The organism is Pseudomonas guineae (genome assembly GCF_900113745.1).
Lineage (GTDB): Bacteria > Pseudomonadota > Gammaproteobacteria > Pseudomonadales > Pseudomonadaceae > Aquipseudomonas > Aquipseudomonas guineae.
This window is the reverse complement of the sequence record NZ_FOQL01000001.1, coordinates 570,669-589,367: the sequence shown is the minus strand read 5'-3', so window position 1 is coordinate 589,367 and position 18,699 is coordinate 570,669. Positions and strand designations below refer to the sequence as shown.

Annotated in this window: 20 protein-coding genes; 15 read left to right on the top strand and 5 right to left on the bottom strand. The window is 58.5% G+C overall.

All coding sequences use genetic code 11. The annotated features are described in order from the left end of the window. The first annotated feature begins 43 nt into the window (after positions 1-43). The 3 genes from purL (at position 44) to BMZ32_RS02790 (ending at position 4,703) form a co-directional block, all read left to right on the top strand. Positions 44-3,940, top strand: coding sequence for a phosphoribosylformylglycinamidine synthase (gene purL / locus BMZ32_RS02800; RefSeq protein WP_090239308.1), 3,897 nt, complete (start codon positions 44-46; stop codon positions 3,938-3,940). A gap of 18 nt (positions 3,941-3,958) precedes the next feature. Next, positions 3,959-4,228, top strand: a complete 270-nt coding sequence (locus BMZ32_RS02795) for a CDGSH iron-sulfur domain-containing protein (RefSeq protein ID WP_090239307.1) — start codon at positions 3,959-3,961, stop codon at positions 4,226-4,228. 157 nt (positions 4,229-4,385) lie between these two features. Further along, positions 4,386-4,703: a YqfO family protein gene (locus tag BMZ32_RS02790; RefSeq protein ID WP_090239304.1), complete on the top strand. Its 318-nt coding sequence runs from the start codon at positions 4,386-4,388 to the stop codon at positions 4,701-4,703. A 43-nt stretch (positions 4,704-4,746) separates the two neighbouring features. On the opposite strand, the gene BMZ32_RS02785 is transcribed toward BMZ32_RS02790, so the two are convergent. Together BMZ32_RS02785 and BMZ32_RS02780 are read right to left on the bottom strand one after the other, a co-directional pair. Next, on the bottom strand, positions 4,747-5,250 hold the full coding sequence (locus BMZ32_RS02785; protein ID WP_090239302.1) for a L,D-transpeptidase family protein: 504 nt from the start codon (positions 5,248-5,250) through the stop codon (positions 4,747-4,749). 15 nt (positions 5,251-5,265) lie between these two features. Beyond that, positions 5,266-5,823: an NUDIX hydrolase gene (locus BMZ32_RS02780; RefSeq protein WP_090239299.1), complete on the bottom strand. Its 558-nt coding sequence runs from the start codon at positions 5,821-5,823 to the stop codon at positions 5,266-5,268. A 170-nt stretch (positions 5,824-5,993) separates the two neighbouring features. On the opposite strand from BMZ32_RS02780, the gene BMZ32_RS02775 reads away from it, so the two are divergent. Genes BMZ32_RS02775 through BMZ32_RS02755 form a run of 5 tightly spaced genes read left to right on the top strand, consistent with a single transcriptional unit; the run spans position 5,994 to position 9,286 of the window. Further along, a complete protein-coding gene (locus BMZ32_RS02775) occupies positions 5,994-6,599 on the top strand; it encodes a CoA pyrophosphatase (protein ID WP_090239296.1) in 606 nt (201 codons plus the stop codon). Positions 6,600-6,620: 21 nt separating this feature from the next. After that, positions 6,621-7,145 (top strand): gamma carbonic anhydrase family protein, encoded by a 525-nt coding sequence (locus tag BMZ32_RS02770; protein ID WP_090239294.1) that lies wholly within the window; start codon positions 6,621-6,623, stop codon positions 7,143-7,145. Beyond that, positions 7,145-7,333 carry a DUF1289 domain-containing protein gene (locus tag BMZ32_RS02765; RefSeq protein WP_090239292.1) on the top strand — a complete coding sequence of 63 codons (189 nt, stop codon included), beginning with the start codon at positions 7,145-7,147 and terminating at the stop codon, positions 7,331-7,333. Before BMZ32_RS02770 ends, BMZ32_RS02765 begins: the two co-directional genes overlap by 1 nt. Before the next feature lie 34 nt (positions 7,334-7,367). Next, positions 7,368-8,549, top strand: a complete 1,182-nt coding sequence (gene purT, locus BMZ32_RS02760) for a formate-dependent phosphoribosylglycinamide formyltransferase (RefSeq protein ID WP_090239289.1) — start codon at positions 7,368-7,370, stop codon at positions 8,547-8,549. Then, a complete protein-coding gene (locus BMZ32_RS02755) occupies positions 8,546-9,286 on the top strand; it encodes an SGNH/GDSL hydrolase family protein (RefSeq protein ID WP_244153912.1) in 741 nt (246 codons plus the stop codon). The genes purT and BMZ32_RS02755 overlap by 4 nt, the downstream gene beginning before the upstream one ends. Here BMZ32_RS02755 and BMZ32_RS02750 read toward each other — a convergent pair. Together BMZ32_RS02750 and BMZ32_RS02745 are read right to left on the bottom strand one after the other, a co-directional pair. Beyond that, positions 9,252-10,541, bottom strand: coding sequence for an HlyC/CorC family transporter (locus BMZ32_RS02750; protein ID WP_090239285.1), 1,290 nt, complete (start codon positions 10,539-10,541; stop codon positions 9,252-9,254). The two genes, BMZ32_RS02755 and BMZ32_RS02750, sit on opposite strands and share 35 nt — an antisense overlap. A 10-nt stretch (positions 10,542-10,551) precedes the next feature. Further along, positions 10,552-11,352 carry a cytochrome C assembly family protein gene (locus BMZ32_RS02745; protein ID WP_090239283.1) on the bottom strand — a complete coding sequence of 267 codons (801 nt, stop codon included), beginning with the start codon at positions 11,350-11,352 and terminating at the stop codon, positions 10,552-10,554. A 156-nt stretch (positions 11,353-11,508) separates the two neighbouring features. Here BMZ32_RS02745 and ffh point away from each other — a divergent pair, with 156 nt between their 5' ends. The 6 genes from ffh to BMZ32_RS02715 all read left to right on the top strand — a co-directional run bounded on the left by ffh (position 11,509) and on the right by BMZ32_RS02715 (position 15,649). Then, positions 11,509-12,882 (top strand): signal recognition particle protein, encoded by a 1,374-nt coding sequence (ffh, locus tag BMZ32_RS02740; protein WP_090239280.1) that lies wholly within the window; start codon positions 11,509-11,511, stop codon positions 12,880-12,882. A gap of 250 nt (positions 12,883-13,132) precedes the next feature. Next, on the top strand, positions 13,133-13,384 hold the full coding sequence (gene rpsP / locus BMZ32_RS02735; protein ID WP_090239277.1) for a 30S ribosomal protein S16: 252 nt from the start codon (positions 13,133-13,135) through the stop codon (positions 13,382-13,384). 5 nt (positions 13,385-13,389) lie between these two features. Next, positions 13,390-13,926: a ribosome maturation factor RimM gene (gene rimM / locus BMZ32_RS02730; RefSeq protein ID WP_090239271.1), complete on the top strand. Its 537-nt coding sequence runs from the start codon at positions 13,390-13,392 to the stop codon at positions 13,924-13,926. A 5-nt stretch (positions 13,927-13,931) separates the two neighbouring features. Further along, positions 13,932-14,684, top strand: a complete 753-nt coding sequence (gene trmD / locus BMZ32_RS02725) for a tRNA (guanosine(37)-N1)-methyltransferase TrmD (protein ID WP_090239269.1) — start codon at positions 13,932-13,934, stop codon at positions 14,682-14,684. Between the two features lie 40 nt (positions 14,685-14,724). Then, entirely contained in the window at positions 14,725-15,075 is a 351-nt protein-coding gene (gene rplS / locus BMZ32_RS02720; protein ID WP_090239267.1) for a 50S ribosomal protein L19, read from the top strand. Between the two features lie 169 nt (positions 15,076-15,244). After that, the gene (locus tag BMZ32_RS02715; protein WP_090239264.1) at positions 15,245-15,649 is read left to right on the top strand and encodes an acyl-CoA thioesterase; all 405 of its coding nucleotides are present in this window, start codon (positions 15,245-15,247) and stop codon (positions 15,647-15,649) included. A gap of 213 nt (positions 15,650-15,862) precedes the next feature. Here BMZ32_RS02715 and BMZ32_RS02710 read toward each other — a convergent pair whose 3' ends face one another. Beyond that, positions 15,863-17,674 (bottom strand): cation:proton antiporter, encoded by a 1,812-nt coding sequence (locus BMZ32_RS02710; RefSeq protein WP_090239262.1) that lies wholly within the window; start codon positions 17,672-17,674, stop codon positions 15,863-15,865. Between the two features lie 85 nt (positions 17,675-17,759). Here BMZ32_RS02710 and xerD point away from each other — a divergent pair, with 85 nt between their 5' ends. Next, positions 17,760-18,656, top strand: a complete 897-nt coding sequence (gene xerD / locus BMZ32_RS02705) for a site-specific tyrosine recombinase XerD (protein WP_090239259.1) — start codon at positions 17,760-17,762, stop codon at positions 18,654-18,656. Positions 18,657-18,699 lie beyond the last annotated feature (43 nt).

The window sequence follows — 18,699 nt, the reverse complement described above, 5'->3', positions numbered from 1 at the left end:
ATGCACGGCCTCAAAGTACACCCCTTCCCAGAGGCTGTCCCCGATGTTGATCCTGCGCGGCGCTCCCGCCCTTTCTGCTTTCCGTCACGGCAAACTGCTTGAGCAATTGACCCGCAAAGTTCCTGCGGTCACAGGCCTGTATGCCGAGTTTGCGCATTTTGCCGAAGTGTCCGGCGTTTTAAACGCTGACGAAGAGCAGGTATTGGCCCGTTTGCTGAAGTATGGCCCGAGTGTGCCGGTGCAGGAGCCAAGTGGCCGCCTGTTTCTGAGTATTCCGCGCTTTGGCACCATCTCGCCGTGGTCGAGTAAGGCCAGCGACATCGCCAGCAACTGCGGCCTGGCGAAGATTCAGCGTATTGAGCGAGGCCTGGCGTACTACGTCAGCGGCGAGCTCAATGCCGCCGAGGCGCAGCAGGTGGCCGATCTGCTGCATGACCGCATGACGCAGCTGGTGCTGGATAATCCCGAAGGTGCCGCCGCGCTATTTAGCCATGCCCAGCCCAAACCGCTGACGGCTGTGGATATTCTCGGTGGTGGTCGCGCTGCGCTGGAGCAAGCCAACGTCGAGCTGGGCCTGGCCCTGGCCGAAGACGAAATCGATTACCTGGTGACCAGCTTCAATGGCTTGGGGCGCAACCCCCACGACATCGAACTGATGATGTTCGCACAGGCCAACTCTGAGCATTGCCGCCACAAAATCTTCAACGCCAGCTGGGATATTGATGGCCAGAGCCAGGAGAAATCCCTGTTCGGCATGATCAAGAATACCTATGAAATGCACAGCGACGGCGTGTTGTCGGCTTATAAGGACAACGCCTCGGTGATCGTCGGTAACGTTGCCGGGCGTTTCTTCCCGGACCCTGAAACCCGTCAGTACGGCGCGGTGCAGGAGCCGGTGCACATTCTGATGAAGGTGGAGACCCACAACCATCCGACCGCTATTGCGCCGTTCCCAGGTGCGGCGACCGGTTCTGGCGGTGAAATCCGTGACGAAGGTGCCACGGGTCGCGGCGCTAAGCCGAAGGCGGGCCTGACCGGCTTTACTGTGTCCAACTTGCAAATTCCGGGTTTCGAGCAGCCATGGGAAGTGCCGTACGGCAAACCCGAACGCATCGTTACCGCGCTGGACATCATGATTGAAGGCCCGCTGGGTGGTGCAGCATTCAATAATGAATTCGGCCGTCCGGCGCTGACCGGTTATTTCCGTACCTTCGAACAGGCGATCCAGACCCCGCGTGGTGAAGAAGTACGCGGTTACCACAAGCCCATCATGCTCGCGGGCGGCATGGGCAACATTCGCGCCGAGCACGTGCAGAAAGCTGAAATCACCGTCGGCGCCAAGCTGATCGTGCTTGGCGGCCCAGCCATGCTCATCGGCTTGGGCGGCGGTGCGGCCTCATCGATGGCCACGGGCACCAGCTCGGCTGACCTGGACTTCGCCTCGGTACAGCGCGAAAACCCGGAAATGGAGCGCCGCTGTCAGGAGGTTATTGACCGTTGTTGGCAGCTGGGCGAGCACAACCCGATCGCCTTTATTCATGACGTCGGCGCGGGCGGTTTGTCCAACGCCTTCCCGGAGTTGGTCAACGATGGCGGCCGCGGCGGTCGTTTTGAGCTGCGTAATGTGCCCAATGATGAGCCGGGTATGGCACCTCATGAGATCTGGAGCAACGAATCTCAGGAACGCTACGTAATGGCGGTGGATGCGGCCGACTTCGAGCGTTTCAAAGCCATCTGTGAGCGTGAGCGCTGCCCGTTTGCCGTAGTCGGCGAGGCCACTGAAGAAGCTCACCTGACCGTGACTGACAGCCACTTTGGCAACAATGCCGTGGACATGCCGCTCAACGTGCTGCTGGGTAAGGCCCCGCGCATGCACCGCTCGGCCGCGCGTGAAAATGAGCTGGGTGATGACTTTGATGTCAGCACCCTGGCGATTGATGAAGCGGTCACCCGCGTTCTGCATCACCCGGCTGTGGCCAGCAAGAGCTTCCTGATCACCATCGGCGACCGCAGCATTACCGGCCTGGTGGCGCGTGATCAGATGGTTGGCCCCTGGCAGGTGCCGGTGGCCGACTGCGCCGTGACCGCTACCAGCTTTGATGTGTACACCGGTGAAGCCATGGCGATGGGCGAGCGCACCCCGCTGGCACTGCTGGATGCGGCAGCATCCGGGCGCATGGCCATTGGCGAAACCCTGACTAACCTGGCAGCTTCGCGCATTAATGCTATAAGCGACATCAAATTGTCCGCCAACTGGATGTCCGCTGCTGGTCATCCGGGCGAAGACGCGCGTTTGTACGACACGGTTAAAGCCGTCGGCATGGAGTTGTGCCCGGAGTTGGGCATCACCATCCCGGTGGGCAAAGACTCAATGTCGATGAAGACTCAGTGGCGCGATGAGGGTGCTGATAAGAGCGTGACCTCACCGCTGTCTTTGGTCGTGACCGGCTTTGCCCCAGTCAGCGATATTCGCAAAACCCTGACCCCGCAACTGCGTATGGATAAGGGTGAAACCGACCTGATCCTGATCGACCTCGGCCGTGGGCAGAACCGTATGGGCGCGTCGATCCTGACCCAGGTCTACAGCAAGCTCGGCCGCCAGACGCCGGATGTTGATGACGCCGAAGACCTCAAAGCCTTCTTCGCGGTGATTCAGGGTTTGAACGCCGACGGACACATCCTTGCTTACCACGATCGCTCTGACGGTGGTCTGCTGGTCACTTCTTTGGAAATGGCGTTTGCCGGCCATTGTGGTCTCAATCTTTACCTCGATGCCTTGGCCGCCGACAGCTCCGAACTGGCTGCTGTGTTGTTCAACGAAGAGTTGGGTGCGGTCATCCAAGTGCATCAAGACGCTACCCCGCAAGTGTTGGCGCAGTTCAGTGCAGCAGGGCTGGGTGATTGCGTGGCGGTGATCGGTCAGCCGGTCAACAGTGATGACGTGGCGATCAACTTTAACGGTAAGCCGGTGTTTGCCGGCCAGCGCCATCTGCTGCAACGCCAATGGGCGCAGACCAGCTATCAGATCCAGCGTTTGCGCGATAACGTTGACTGCGCTGACCAAGAGTTTGATGGCCTGCTAGAGGAAGATAACCCCGGTCTGTCGGTCAAGCTTGGCTTCGACGTCAATCAGGACATCAGCGCGCCGTATATCCGCAAGGGCGTGCGTCCGCAGATCGCCGTGCTGCGTGAGCAGGGCGTCAACGGTCAGGTGGAAATGGCGGCCGCCTTCGATCGCGCCGGTTTCAATGCGATTGATGTGCATATGAGCGACATCCTCAGCGGTCGCGTCAGCCTGGATGCGTTCAAGGGGCTGGTCGCCTGCGGTGGCTTCTCCTATGGTGACGTGCTGGGTGCCGGCGAAGGCTGGGCCAAATCAGTGCTGTTCAACAGCCGAGCCCGTGATGGCTTCCAAGCCTTCTTCGAGCGCAATGACAGCTTCGCCCTCGGTGTGTGCAACGGCTGCCAGATGATGAGCAACCTGCACGAGCTGATTCCAGGCACCGAGTTCTGGCCGCACTTCGTGCGCAACCGTTCGGAGCAGTTTGAGGCGCGCGTAGCGATGGTGCAGGTGCAGGAGTCAGCCTCGATCTTCCTGCAAGGTATGGCCGGCTCGCGTATGCCAATCGCTATCGCTCACGGTGAAGGCCATGCCGAGTTTGAGAGCGAGGAAGCCTTGCTCGAAGCGGACCTGTCCGGCTGCGTGGCGATGCGCTTTATCGACAACCACGGCAAGGTCACCGAAGCCTACCCGGCCAACCCGAACGGTTCGCCGCGCGGGATTACCGGCCTGACCAGTCGCGACGGTCGCGTGACCATCATGATGCCGCACCCGGAGCGCGTCTTTCGCGCCGTACAGAACTCCTGGAAACCGGATGACTGGCAGGAAGATGCCGGCTGGCTCCGTATGTTCCGCAACGCTCGCGTGTGGGTGGATTGACCCACATGGCGCAGGCTTATGTTGAGTAAGCCTGCGCCATGTCTACCTGAGGTGCGCCAGGTCAAACCTGGCGATACCTTGCAGCTGTGCCGCTGCGGGCGTTCGCCCCAGCTTCCCGATTGTGTTTCTGCCTGCCCCGACAGGCTTGACTTGCGGCCTGAGCGCGAGCGGTTTCTGCTGCTTTGCCGTTGCGGTCTGTCGCAACGTCTACCTTACTGTGATGGCAGTCATCATCCGCCGGTAAGCAGTCTTAAGAACCGTTGGTGGCGTTTTTGGCGCGGTGTGTAAACGGTGTTGAGACTTGTTGATTGCAGCATTGAACACGCCACCAATTGCCCGGTCAGAAAGAACATCTGTGTGATTCGAGCGCGTACAGGTAAAGGCAAATGACATTGCCGTATGCATCATGACGGCGTTTTTTATCAGTTCTGCCGGTGGAGCCTCAATGTACAAGCTGTGCTTTTATGTGCCGGAAACCCATCTGGATGGCGTCAAGGCCGCGGTATTTAGCGCTGGAGGCGGCCATATGGGTCGGTATGACCAGTGTTGCTGGCAAACTCTGGGGCAGGGCCAGTTTCGCGCGCTGGAAGGCAGTCAGCCGTTTCTCGGCCAGCTGGGGCGGGTCGAGCAGGTCATGGAGTGGAAAATCGAGATGGTAGTGGCCGACGAGCTGATCCATGCTGCGGTCAAGGCCATGAAGCAGCAGCATCCTTATGAAACACCTGCCTTTGAGGTGTGGCGTTTGTCAGATATTCAGTTCTAAGGTCTAAAAAGGCACCGAGAAGGTGCCTTTTTTCATCTGGCGATCAGGGCCTGATTTCGATCAGTGTGCCGTCCTTAACCAGGCTCCAAATTTCGCGCATGTCGGTGTTCTTCATGGCGATGCAGCCTTCGGTCCAGTCCAAGGTGTGGAACATCCACTCGGGGTATTCCTCGTCCAGCGGAGTGCCGTGAACCATGATCATGCCGCCCGGCGATACACCCTTGGCACGTGCCTGCGCCTGGTCGCGGGCGTTGGGGTAGGAGATGTGCATGGACAGATTGTAGTTCTCGCTGGTCTTGCGCCAGTCGATCCAATAGAAGCCTTCCGGGGTGCGCAGGTCGCCTTCGCGCTGCTTGGCCCCTTTAGGCTGCTTACCCAAGGAGATGCGGTAGGACTTGAGGGTGTCGCCACGACTGATCAGGTGCAGCGTGCGTTCGGACTTAACCACCAACACCTTGTCGATTGTCTTACCGTTAAGCATCGGAGTGGTGCTGGCGTGGCCAGTCAGGGCAACGGTTAGGCAAATTAGGGCGAACAACCAGCGCATCGTAATTCCCATGGATCAAAAGGCTTGTTTGTAATGCGCGCGCAAGGCTTCGAGCGGCTCGTTGCGGACCGGGTAGTGCTGCGTAATGCGGTCGGCGAAGTAGCATTCTAAGGTACGCCCGACGACCGGGAAAGCCAGCTCTGACCAGGGGATATCCTGTTCATGGAAAAGCTCAACCTCAAGGCTTTCCTCGCCTGGGGCAAAGTCCAGGTCGGCCAGCTCTGCGCGAAACAACATATACACCTGGTTGATGTGTGGCAGGTCAAACAGAGTGTAGAGGTTGAGGCCGCGCACCCGTGCGCAGGCTTCTTCTTGGGTTTCTCGAGCGGCGGCTTGTTCGAGGGTTTCGCCGTTCTCCATAAAGCCGGCCGGCAGGGTCCAGTAACCGCGTCGTGGCTCGATGGCACGCCGGCACAGCAGTATTTGCTCGCCCCATATTGGTAGGCAGCCGGCGATGATTCGCGGGTTCTGGTAGTGCACCATCTGGCACTGGGCGCAGACGTGGCGCAAGCGGTTGTCACCCTGCGGGATGTGGTAACTGATCGGCCCGCCACAGTTGCTACAGAACTTCATGCCAGATCCTCATTGCGTGTGGGCTATCTTGGCGTGCGCGACGGCTTCTCGGCAAGCGCGAGCAGTAGGCTTATCGAGCGCCTGAATGATGCTAGGCAGCGGTGCGGGGCTTGGGCCATGCGCTGCTTTCGTGCCATCATCAAACGCAGAATAAAACACCGAGAATCCTCATGCTGGACGAGTTGCTCCTTCGCATGCGTGGCTATAGCCCGCAGGATATGCAGATCGATACACGCTACCCTGAGGCTGCAGTGCTGGTGCCGATTACCCGCAGTGATGAGCCGGAAGTGGTGCTGACGTTGCGCGCCAGCGGTCTGTCCACCCACGGTGGCGAGGTGGCCTTTCCCGGCGGGCGGCGCGATCCGGAAGATGCGGATTTGGTTGAGACTGCTTTGCGCGAGGCCGAGGAAGAAATTGGCCTGCCGCCTGGGCTGGTCGAGATCATTGGGCCGCTCAGCACCTTGGTCTCGCGCCACGGCATTCAGGTCACGCCTTATGTTGGGCTGGTGCCGGATTTTGTCGAGTACCGGCCTAATGACGGCGAGATCGCCGCCGTATTTGCCGTGCCGCTGGCGTTTTTCCGCGATGACCCGCGGGAAACCACCCACCGCATCGATTACCTCGGGCGCAGCTGGTATGTGCCGAGCTACCGCTATGACGAGTTTAAAATCTGGGGGCTAACGGCGATCATGCTGGTCGAGTTAGTCAACCTTGTGTTCGACGATGTGCATATCGATATGCAAAAGCCGCCCGAGCACTTCATCAAACTCACGTGATTGTGGGATGAGGAATAACGCATGAAATACCGTCTGGGCCAGTCCCACGTAGACGCCCATGCCGACAGCTGGGTTGCGCCTAATGCCACCCTGGTCGGCAAGGTCAAACTTGAACCGGGCGCAAGCGTGTGGTTCAACGCCGTGTTACGCGGTGACAACGAGCTGATTCATATCGGTGAGAACAGCAACGTGCAAGATGGCACGGTGATGCACACCGATATGGGCTTCCCGCTGACGATTGGCACCGGCGTAACCATTGGCCATAACGCTATGCTGCACGGTTGCAGCGTGGGCGATTACAGCTTGATCGGTATCAATGCGGTGGTGCTCAACGGTGCAAAAATCGGCAAGTACTGCATCATCGGCGCCAATAGTTTAATTGGTGAAGGTAAGGAAATTCCTGATGGTTCGCTGGTCATGGGCTCGCCGGGCAAAGTGGTGCGTGAGCTGACCGAGGCGCAAAAGAAAATGCTTGAAGCCAGCGCCGCCCATTACGTGCACAACGCTCAGCGTTACGCCCGCGACTTGTCAGAGCAGGACGACTGATGGAGCAGGAGCGTCCGGTTGCATCACCCTGCGTGCATGTCTGTGCGCTCGACGATGAAGACATCTGTATCGGCTGCCAGCGCTCGGTCGCTGAAATTACCCGCTGGGGCCTAATGGACAATGCCGAGCGCCGCCAGGTGCTGCAGCATTGCCATGAGCGCGCCCAGGCCCAGGGTATCTTGTTGTAGCACCGCCTTCTATTTTTTCGTTTGAGGATTTTCCATGCCCCGTATCGGAACCCCTTTGTCGCCGAGTGCGACCCGTGTGCTGTTGTGTGGCTCTGGTGAGCTGGGTAAGGAAGTGGCGATTGAGCTGCAGCGTCTGGGCGTTGAAGTGATTGCCGTGGATCGTTACGCCAATGCGCCGGCCATGCAGGTGGCGCACCGCAGCCATGTGATCGACATGCTCGACGGCGCTGCCCTGCGTGCCGTTATCGAGTTGGAGCAACCGCACTACATCGTGCCGGAAATTGAAGCTATCGCCACCGCGACCCTGGTCGAGCTGGAAAATGAAGGTTTCACCGTTATTCCCAGCGCGCGTGCCGCGCAGCTGACCATGAACCGCGAAGGCATTCGCCGCTTAGCCGCTGAAGAGCTGGGCTTGCCGACTTCGCCTTATCAGTTTGCCGACTCTTTTGAGCAGTGCCAGGAAGCGGTCGCAGCTATTGGCTTTCCCTGTCTGATCAAGCCGATCATGAGTTCTTCGGGCAAGGGCCAGTCCGTACTGAAAGGTCCGGATGACTTGCAAGCTGCTTGGGATTACGCCCAGGCCGGTGGCCGTGCAGGCAAGGGCCGGGTGATAGTTGAAGGCTTTATCGATTTCGATTATGAGATTGCCTTACTCACCGTACGCCACAGTGGCGGTACCACCTTCTGCGCGCCGGTCGGCCACCGTCAGGTTAAGGGTGATTACCAAGAATCCTGGCAGCCACAACCGATGAGCGCCAAGGCTCAGGCTGAAGCCGAGCGTATTGCCCTGGCAGTCACCGGTTCGCTGGGTGGTCGCGGGTTGTTCGGTGTTGAGTTGTTCGTCAAAGGTGACCAGGTATGGTTCTGCGAAATCTCGCCGCGCCCGCACGATACCGGTTTGGTCACGTTGATTTCTCAGGACCTGTCCGAGTTCGCCCTGCATGCGCGGGCTATTCTCGGTCTGCCGATTCCGGCGATTCGCCAGCTCGGTGCGTCGGCCTCGGCAGTGATATTGGTCGAGGGTGAATCGCAGCAGGTCAGTTTTGGCAATTTGGCAGCTGCTCTGGCCGAGCCGGATACCGCTCTGCGCTTGTTCGGCAAGCCAGAAGTGAGCGGCCAACGCCGTATGGGCGTGGCGTTGGCGCGTGATGAGTCACTGCAGGCGGCGCGTACCAAAGCTACACGTGCGGCGCAGGCGGTCAGCGTCGAGCTGTGAGTGCCTGGCGCGCCGGCGCGTGGTGGTTAGGTTTGGCGCTGTTGGCGCCGATTGCACTGCCGCTGGCGCTAAGTGCGCGGCGTAAAACCCTGCGTTTGCCGCCAGCTGGCGGATTGTTGTGCGGTGTGGCGGGGCAAGACTTGCCGGGTGAGCCGTTACGTTTGCTGTTGCTGGGAGAGTCGACCGTTGTCGGCGTAGGGGTTGATCAGCTGCAGGCTGCGTTAGTCGGGCAACTGGCTGCAGCGTTGGCGGCGCGTGAAGGTAGGCCGGTGGCCTGGCGGGCTTGTGGCGAGAACGGCATTACCGCTGAGCAAGCGCGTGAGCGCTTAATGCCTCAGGTGCTGGATCAGCCCTTTGATCTGGCACTGTTGGTGTTTGGTGTTAACGACACTACGCGCTTGACCTCGTTGGCGCGTTGGGAGGCTGCGCTCGGCTGCATGGCTGAGGCGTTGGCGGCGCGCGGAGCAACGGTGGCGTTCAGCAGTGTGCCGCCACTGCAGCATTTTACTGCGCTGCCCTGGCTGTTGCGACGCTTGCTTGGTCTGCGCGCAGGCTTGCTGGATACGCGCTTACGTCAGTTGGCGGTGAGCTTGGGGGCGGGTCATCACACGGTTGACCTGAAATTTTCTGCCGAGTACCTGGCGCGTGATGGTTATCACCCGTCAGGTCTGGGCTACCGTGTGTGGGCGCAGGGGCTGGCTGTCAGCCTTGCGCCGGCGGCTCGCTGTGCGCCTTAGCCTTGGCCTGCCAGGCGCGTACGCTTTTTACCCGGTTCTCCGAAGACTGCAAAATCTCCAGGCGATAAGGACCGATCTTCAGGCATACGGCGCTGTCGGGGATGCTTTCCAGGGCTTCGGTTACCAGGCCATTGAGGGTTTTCGGGCCATCGCAAGGCAGGTGCCAGTCCAGCGCCTTGTTGATTTCGCGGATATAGGCCGCACCATCGATCACCTGGGTGCCATCTTCTTGGGGGTGGATGTCCGGGCTGCGCAGGGTGTCTTGATTGCTAAAGTCGCCGACGATTTCTTCGAGAATATCTTCCAGGGTGACGATGCCGATTACGTCACCGTACTCATCGACGACAATGCCAATCCGACGTTTCTGTTTTTGAAAGTTGATCAGCTGGATCGACAGCGGCGTACCTTCCGGCACGAAATACGGTTCGTTGCAGGCTGCCAGTAGCGCCTCTTTGCTCAGCTCGTTGTGTGACAGCAGGCGTGCAATCTGGCGCATGTGCACGATGCCTTCGATCTGATTGATGTCAGTGCGAAATACCGGTAGGCGCGTGTGCGTGGTGTTAGTCAGCAGGCTGATGATGCTTTCAAGGTCGTCGTCGAGGTTGATGCCGGTGACTTCGTTGCGCGGGATCATGATGTCATCCACCGTCACGCGCTCAAGATCAAGGATGCCGAGCAGCATGTTCTGGCGGTTTTTCGGCATGCCAGCGGCGGATTCGCGCACCACGCTGCGCAGCTCCTCGGTAGACAGACTGTCGCTGGCGCGCAGTGAGGGGTCAACGCCAAGCAGGCGCAGTAGCCCGTTGCTGATCGTGCTCGTCGTCCAGACCACTGGGTAAAGTAGCCGCTGCAGTATTACCAGCACGCGGCTGGCGGGGAAGGCCACCAGTTCCGGGCGCAGAGCTGCCAAGGTTTTGGGGGTGATTTCACCAAAAATAAGTACCACGATGGTCAGGCCGGCAGTGGCAATCGCGATCCCAGCTTCGCCCCATATGTCGACGGCCAATACGGTGGCGATGGAGGCGGCGAGAATATTGACCACATTATTGCCAACCAGAATGGTGCCGAGCAGGCGATCTGGGCGGCTGAGCAGGGCGGTTACGCGTTTGGCGCCCTTATGCCCTTCCTTGGCCATATGCTTGAGGCGATAGCGATTCAGGCTGAGCATGCCGGTCTCCGAGCTGGAGAAGAATGCCGAGCAAAGGATCAGAAAAATCAGCAGCCCGAGCAGGTAGCTGGATTGAAGGTCGTCCACGGAAGGGGTCTCAGATGTGCAGGATAAATTCGCGAACCAGCTTGCTGCCAAAATAGGCCAGCATCAGCAGGCAAAAGCCTGCCAGGGTCCAGCGAATGGCTTTATGGCCACGCCAGCCGAGTTGGTGGCGGCCCCACAGGAGCACAGCAAAGACCACCCAGGCAAAGCACGAAAGGATGGTTTTGTGCACCAGGTGCTGAGCAAATAGGTCGCTGATAAACAGTGCGCCAGACAGCAGTGAGAGTGACAGCAGCGCCCAGCCTGCCCAGAGGAAGCTGAACAGCAGGCTTTCCATGGTTTGCAGCGGAGGGAAGTTCTTGATCAGCCCGGAGGGGTGCTTGTGCTTGAGTTGGTGATCTTGCAGCAGCAGCAACAGCGACTGGAATACGGCAATGGTGAGCATGCCGTAAGCAGTGATCGACAAGAGGATGTGAGCGATTATGCCCGGCGCCTCATTGATGCTTTGAGTGGTGCCGCTAGGCATGAACTGGGCGAGCAGAACGGTGACCATCCCCATTGGGAATAGCAGCAACAGCAGGTTTTCAACCGGGTTTCGTGCGCAGGCTAGCAGTGTCAGCAGAATAACGGCGGCGGCAATCAGGCTGGCGGCTTTAAAAAAGTCCAACGACAAGCCACTGGCATCAAACATCTGCAGGAACAGGCTATTGCCGTGCAGAAGCAGCGCCAATGTGCCGAGTGCCACCAGCAGCCGCTTGTCGGATGTGCTGCGCTGTCGCAGGCGCAGGCCTTGGTAGATTGCGGCTCCTGCGTAGAGGCAGGCAGCGGCGAGACTGGGAAGCAGAGGGTGCATAAATCCTTGTTAGGCAAACCCGAAAGGCAGTCAGTGTGGCATACAACCCGTGCGTCACGAAAGCGTCTGGCGGTGTCGGAGCCTTGCAGTCTTCGCTATAATCCGCGACCTGTTGCAAGCCCACCCTCGGCTCAGTTGAGCCTGAAAGGAACGCGCATGTTCGAAAATCTGACTGACCGCCTTTCGCAGACCCTGCGAAATGTCACTGGCAAAGCCAAGCTGAGTGAAGACAACATCAAGGACACCCTGCGTGAAGTGCGTATGGCCTTGCTTGAGGCGGACGTTGCCTTGCCAGTGGTTAAGGACTTCGTTAACAAAGTCAAAGATCGTGCAGTTGGCACCGAGATCTCGAAAAGCCTAACGCCGGGTCAGGCCTTCGTGAAAGTCGTGCGAGCCGAACTCGAAGAGTTGATGGGCGCCGCCAACGAAGATCTGGCGTTGAGTGCTGTGCCGCCTGCCGTGGTGTTGATGGCGGGTCTGCAGGGTGCGGGTAAAACCACCACTGTGGGTAAGCTGGCGCGCTTCCTTAAAGAACGCAAAAAGAAGACGGTGATGGTGGTGTCGGCTGACGTTTATCGCCCCGCGGCGATCAAGCAGTTAGAAACCCTGGCTCACGATGTTGGCGTGACGTTCTTCCCCTCTGATCTGAGCCAGAAGCCGGTTGATATTGCTGAGGCGGCGATCAAGGAAGCCAAGCTTAAATTTATTGATGTGGTGATCGTCGATACCGCCGGTCGTTTGGCTATTGATGCCGAGATGATGGCCGAGATCCAGGCCCTGCACGCCGCCATCAAGCCGGTGGAAACCCTGTTTGTGGTCGATGCTATGACCGGTCAGGACGCCGCCAATACCGCCAAAGCTTTCAATGATGCGCTGCCGCTAACCGGTGTAGTGCTAACCAAGGTCGACGGTGATGCCCGTGGCGGTGCCGCGTTGTCCGTACGCCATATCACTGGCAAGCCGATCAAGTTTATCGGTATGGGTGAGAAAACCGAGGCGCTGGAGCCTTTCCACCCTGACCGTATCGCCTCGCGCATTCTCGGTATGGGTGATGTGCTCAGCTTGATCGAGCAGGCCGAACAAACCCTGGATCGCGAAAAAGCCGAGAAACTTACCAAGAAGCTAAAGAAGGGTAAGGGCTTCGACCTCGAAGACTTCCGCGATCAGTTGCAGCAGATGAAGAGTATGGGCGGTCTTGGTGGGTTGATGGACAAGCTGCCGCAGATGGGTGGCGTCAATCTGGCTCAGATGGGCAATGCTCAGGGCGCGGCCGAGAAGCAGTTCAAACAGATGGAAGCGATTATCGACTCGATGACGCCCCATGAGCGGCGCGATCCTGATGTGATCAGTGGCTCACGCAAGCGCCGTATTGCCATGGGCTCCGGCACCCAGGTGCAAGACATCGGGCGTTTGATCAAGCAGCACAAACAAATGCAAAAGATGATGAAGAAATTCACGGCTAAAGGCGGTATGGCCAAGATGATGCGTGGCATGGGCGGGATGATGCCAGGCGGCATGCCGAAGATGTAAGGCATTCGCGTCGGCAGCGATGCCGGCGTAGGCTCCGCTGAAGGCGGAGATTTACAGCAAACCTGTCTTTTGCGGGAGCTGGCTGGCCAGTTTGGGCGGCAACCTCCGGCAATTCTTGGTTACACAACCCCTGGTGCCTGAAAAAGCCATTTGCAAAAGTCCGGATATTCCTTAGAATATGCGGCCTTTCGGGCACCTACGCCCGCTGTGCATTTAGATTTGCAGCACCGACTACAGGAACTATGTTCACATGCTAACGATTCGTCTTGCCCTTGGCGGCTCCAAAAAGCGCCCGTTCTACAAAATCAACGTGACCGACAGCCGTAACCCACGCGACGGTTCGCACAAAGAAGAGATCGGTTTCTTCAACCCGATCGCTCGTGGCCAGGAAGTTCGCCTGTCCGTGAAGCAAGATCGCCTGGCCCATTGGCTGAGCGTTGGCGCACAGCCTTCTGATCGTGTTGCTCAGTTGTTGAAGGACGCTGCTAAGGCTGCGGCCTGAGCATTATGAGCGCGACGCCTGCTTCTACCGATGATTTGATCGTTATCGGCAAGATCTACTCTGTACATGGCGTTCGCGGTGAGGTGAAGGTGTATTCCTTTACTGATCCTGTTGCAAACCTGTTGCAGTACAAGTCCTGGACGCTCAAGCGCGAAGGCAGTGTCAAACAGGTAGAGCTGGTCAGCGGACGCGGGAATGATAAATTTCTGGTCGCGAAGCTCAAGGGTCTTGATGATCGTGAAGAGGCGCGTCTTCTTGCCGGTTATGAGATCTGTGTGCCGCGCAACCTGTTCCCTGAGTTAGTTGACGGCGAATACTACTGGTACCAGTTGGAAGGTCTAAAGGTTATCGACCAGGCAGGGCATTTGCTCGGCAAGATCGATCACTTGTTAGAAACCGGCGCCAACGATGTGATGGTGGTTAAACCTTGCACCGACAGCCTGGATGATCGTGAGCGCTTGTTGCCCTATACCGAGCAATGCGTGTTGTCGATTGATCTGAGTGCTGGCGAAATGCGGGTCGACTGGGATGCGGACTTCTAAGCCTGATGCCAAATCTGCGCGTTGAAGTCATCACGCTATTCCCGGAAATGTTTACCGCTATCAGCGATTACGGCATTACCAGTCGCGCGGTGAAACAGGGGTTGTTGCAACTAACCTGTTGGAACCCGCGAAGCTACACCACTGACCGTCACCACACTGTGGATGACCGGCCCTTTGGTGGTGGCCCCGGCATGGTGATGAAGATCAAGCCGCTTGAGGATGCTTTGCTCGATGCCAAGCACGCCGCAGGTGAAAAAGCGAAGGTGATTTACCTCTCGCCGCAAGGTCGCCCGCTGACGCAGTCAGCAGTACGCGAGCTGGCAAATGTTGAGGCGTTAATCCTCATTGCTGGTCGCTACGAAGGCATTGATGAGCGCTTTATTGAGGCGCATGTCGATGAAGAATGGTCGATTGGGGACTACGTCCTGTCCGGCGGTGAGCTGCCGGCCATGGTGCTGATCGACGCGGTAACGCGCCTGTTGCCTGGTGCACTGGGTCATGCAAGTTCGGCCGAAGAGGACTCCTTTACGGATGGTCTACTCGACTGCCCGCACTACACTCGTCCGGAGGTGTATGCGGATAAACGTGTTCCTGATGTATTGCTGAGTGGCAATCATGAGCACATCCGGCGTTGGCGTTTGCAGCAGTCCCTTGGTCGGACGCACGAACGCCGCGCTGATCTTCTGGAAAGCCGCTCGCTTTCTGGAGAAGAGAAAAAGCTGCTGGAGGAATACGTCCGCCAGCGGGACGATAGTTAATGTATCGATGACCGGCCAAGGCCAGTCTTAGGAGCGCAGCATGACCAACAAAATTATTCAGCAGATCGAAGCTGAGCAGATGGGCAAAGTAATTCCTCCTTTTGCGCCGGGTGACACCATTGTCGTTCAGGTAAAAGTAAAGGAAGGCGACCGTCAGCGTCTGCAGGCGTTTGAAGGCGTTGTTATCGCCAAGCGTAACCGTGGTCTGAACAGTGCTTTCACTGTTCGTAAGATCTCTAACGGTGTTGGTGTAGAGCGTACTTTCCAGACTTACAGCCCACTGGTTGAGAGCCTGGCTGTTAAGCGTCGCGGTGACGTGCGTAAAGCCAAGCTTTACTATCTTCGCGACCTGTCCGGTAAAGCAGCGCGCATCAAGGAAAAACTGGGCTAAACCTCAGCTTTCCAAAAAAAGCAGCCTTCGGGCTGCTTTTTTCGTTTATGGCGCTGCTGCGCGGTGAGTCGTTCAGGCGGGGTGTCCGTCGTTGCGTGATGCCAGCGTAATGCTTGAGCTATCTCGCCGTGCAGTGGCGGCGCATTGGGTTTGATCAGGTAGTCGTGGCATGAGTCCAAGAGAGCAAGAAATACAGCGGCGTACAGCGCTGTCGGAAACACGGGTAACCAAGGCGGTGTTCGCGCCGACAACTAATCATCACAACACCCTGTTTGGTGGTACGGCATTGGCCTGGATGGATGAGGTGTCGTTTATCGCCGCCACGCGCTTTTGCCGCTTGCCGTTGGTGACGGTCTCGTCAGATCGGATCGACTTTAAGCATGCAATTCCAGCGGGCTCAATAGTTGAGCTGATTGGTCGGGTCATCGCGGTGGGTAACACCAGCCTGAAGGTTGAGGTTGAGGTGTTTGTCGAGAGCATGAGCAGCGATGCCCGCGAGCGAGCAATCACCGGTGTGTTCAGTTTTGTGGCAATTGACGAGCAGAAGAAACCCGTGCCGGTATTGGTGCTTTAACGCCATGCGTCACTCAGTCGCATTACGCCGATTGGTCTTGCAGTGCCGCTTTCACCGGTCGCGGCTGCGCAGGTTTGTTTGCCGCCGATTTTGGCTAGGCGAATGCTGTGAGTTCGAGACTGCTTGCGCGCTGAGCGTGGGCGGTGTTCAGGCGTTACTGAGGCTCTAGCAAGCCCCAGCACCACCCAAGTAGCGGTTGTCCGTGTTTGGCTGTTACCGGATCACCTCTTGTTCCTCGTCAATCAGTGCAACTAGGGTCCAGTCCGGGCCGGGCACGATCTCAAGTGTTTGGGTGGCGACATGTATCCAGCCGCTGGGGTCGCAAGCAAGCAGGATGACAGCTCGCTCGCCATGCAGGTTTTGGTAAGCCGGCCAGTCAAAGGTGCTGGTGAGGGTCGTGGTGCGTACCTCGGCCCCTTTACTGAGCCGGCTGGCGAACTGCGGAAAGCTCAATGCTTGACTGCCCAAGGGGCGGCCACGCACGGCATCGCGGCTGCGGTGTTTATCGCTGCGCCGGCTTTCAGTGCCGCTGGGTAAGGTAAAGCGGCGGTTCGCGGCAAAGTCGTGGCGGAAGTGCATGCAGGCCAGAGCATTCAGTTCGCTTGAGGGTGATAGCGCGAGCAGATGGCCGAGGCCGACTAAGTCCAGATGGGCTTCGGCATCCTGTGAGGTGGGGTTGCCAAAGTAAGTGGGGAGTTTCTTCATGCGCGCCGTGCTGATGTTTTCCCAGCTGGAATCGCATAGCAGTACGCGGTTGCCGAGGTCTTGCAGCGCGGTGCCGATTGCGCGCGCTATCGGGTTGGCCCCGACGATTAGAAAGCCACTTGGCGCCGGTTCTGCCACTTTTAACAGCTTGGCCAGCGGCCGCGCCGTGGCACTTTGCAGCACAACCGTGCCGATGATCACCGCAAAGGTCAATGGAACCAGCAGTTCTGCGCCTTCGTAGCCCAGCTCGCCGAGGCGGATGGCGAAAATAGCCGAGACGGCTGCGGCGACAATGCCGCGTGGCGAAATCCAGGCCAGCAGGGCGCGCTCGCGCCAGTTAAGGCTGGAGCCGAAGGTCGACAGCGCGACATTCAGCGGGCGCGCGACAAACTGAATGATCAGTAACAGTACCAATACCGCAGGGCCGAGGGCGAGCAGGGCATTCAGATCGAGTCGCGCAGCCAGCAGAATGAATAAGCCGGAAATCAGCAGGACGCTAAGGTTCTCCTTGAAGTGCAGGATATGCCGCACGTCGACGCCCTTCATATTGGCCAGCCACATGCCCATTAGGGTCACGGCGAGCAGGCCGGACTCATGCATGACTTCGTTCGAAGCGATAAACGCGCCCAGCACGGTGGCTAATACCGCCAGGTTATGCAGGTAGTCGGGCAGCCACTGGCGCTTCAACACCTGGCCCAATCCCCAGCCGGCGGCGATGCCGAACAGGCTGCCGCAGGCTATAACGCCGGCGAATGTGATCAGGCCGGTGTTCCAGCCATTACCTTCGCTGCTGGAAATGATAAAGCTGTAGACCACAACGGCGAGCAGCGCGCCAATCGGATCGATAACGATGCCTTCCCAGCGCAGGATGTTGGCAATCGAGGCTTTGGGCCGGACCACGCGCAGCATTGGCACGATGACCGTTGGCCCGGTGACCAGTGTCAGGGTGCCCAGCAGCAGTGCCATCTCCCAGCTAAAGCCCAGCAGGTAATGCGTGCTGACCGCGATCACGGCCCATGTAGCCAGCGCGCCGACCGTCACCATGCGCCGGACAACGCTGCCAATCTCGCGCCACTCCGATAAATGCAGGGTCAGGCTGCCCTCGAACAGAATCAGAGCGACGGCCATCGATACCAGTGGGAATAGCAAGTCGCCGAACAGGGCTTGTGGATCAAGCCAGCCGAATATCGGGCCGGCGAGGATGCCGGCGATCAGCAGGAATAAAATGGCGGGTAAACGTAGACGCCAAGCCAGCCACTGGCAGGCGAGTGCGCTGGCGCCGATGGCGGCGAAGGCCATAAGCATATGTTGTTCGTTCATTAAGGGTCCTTACGAATGGATACCTGGCCCTGTGTGGTCAAGCTGTGAAAGACTAACCTGCTTTCAGCCGCCGCCATAGTTCCACATGCCAGCCATCGACCACCCCCTGATTGATCGTTTTGTTGAAGCCTTATGGTTAGAAAAGGGGCTGTCGGCGCATACGCGTTCGGCATATCGCAGTGACCTGACGCTGTTCCATGGCTGGCTGCAGCCTCGCAATGTGCAGTTAGCCGATGCTGGGCGTGAGTTGATTCTGGATCACTTGGCCTGGCGCTTAAATGAGGGCTATAAAGCGCGTTCTACTGCTCGCTTACTCTCGGGGTTGCGTGGCTTTTATCGCTTTTTGCTGCGCGAGCAGCTGATTGCGAGCGACCCAACGCTGCAAGTCGACTTGCCACAGCTGGGGCGGTCGCTACCCAAGTCCTTGTCCGAGGCGGATGTTGACGCCTTACTGGGCGCTCCAGAGTTGGATGACCCTATTGGTCTGCGTGACCGCGCCATGCTTGAGGTGCTGTATGCCTGCGGCCTGCGCGTCAGTGAGTTGATTGGCTTAACCCTGGAGCAGGTTAATCTGCGTCAGGGAGTGCTGCGGGTGTTTGGTAAGGGCAGCAAAGAGCGCCTGGTGCCGCTGGGTGAGGAGGCGATTGTCTGGATTGAGCGATACAGCAAGGAGGCGCGGCCGTTTCTGCTTGATGGCAAGCCCAGCGATGTGTTGTTTCCCAGTATGCGTGGTGAGCAAATGACGCGGCAGACCTTCTGGTACCGTATCAAGCATCAGGCCAGGGTGGCGGGGATTGTCAAAAGCCTGTCGCCGCACACCTTGCGCCATGCTTTTGCCACCCATTTACTTAACCATGGCGCCGATTTGCGCGTAGTGCAGATGCTCTTGGGGCATAGCGATCTGTCGACCACGCAAATTTACACCCATGTCGCCCGTGCACGTCTGCAGGCGCTGCATGCGCAGCACCATCCGCGTGGCTGAGCGCGCCGTCTGGCCTGCTGTGGTCGGTCAGTTGGGGGCTTCT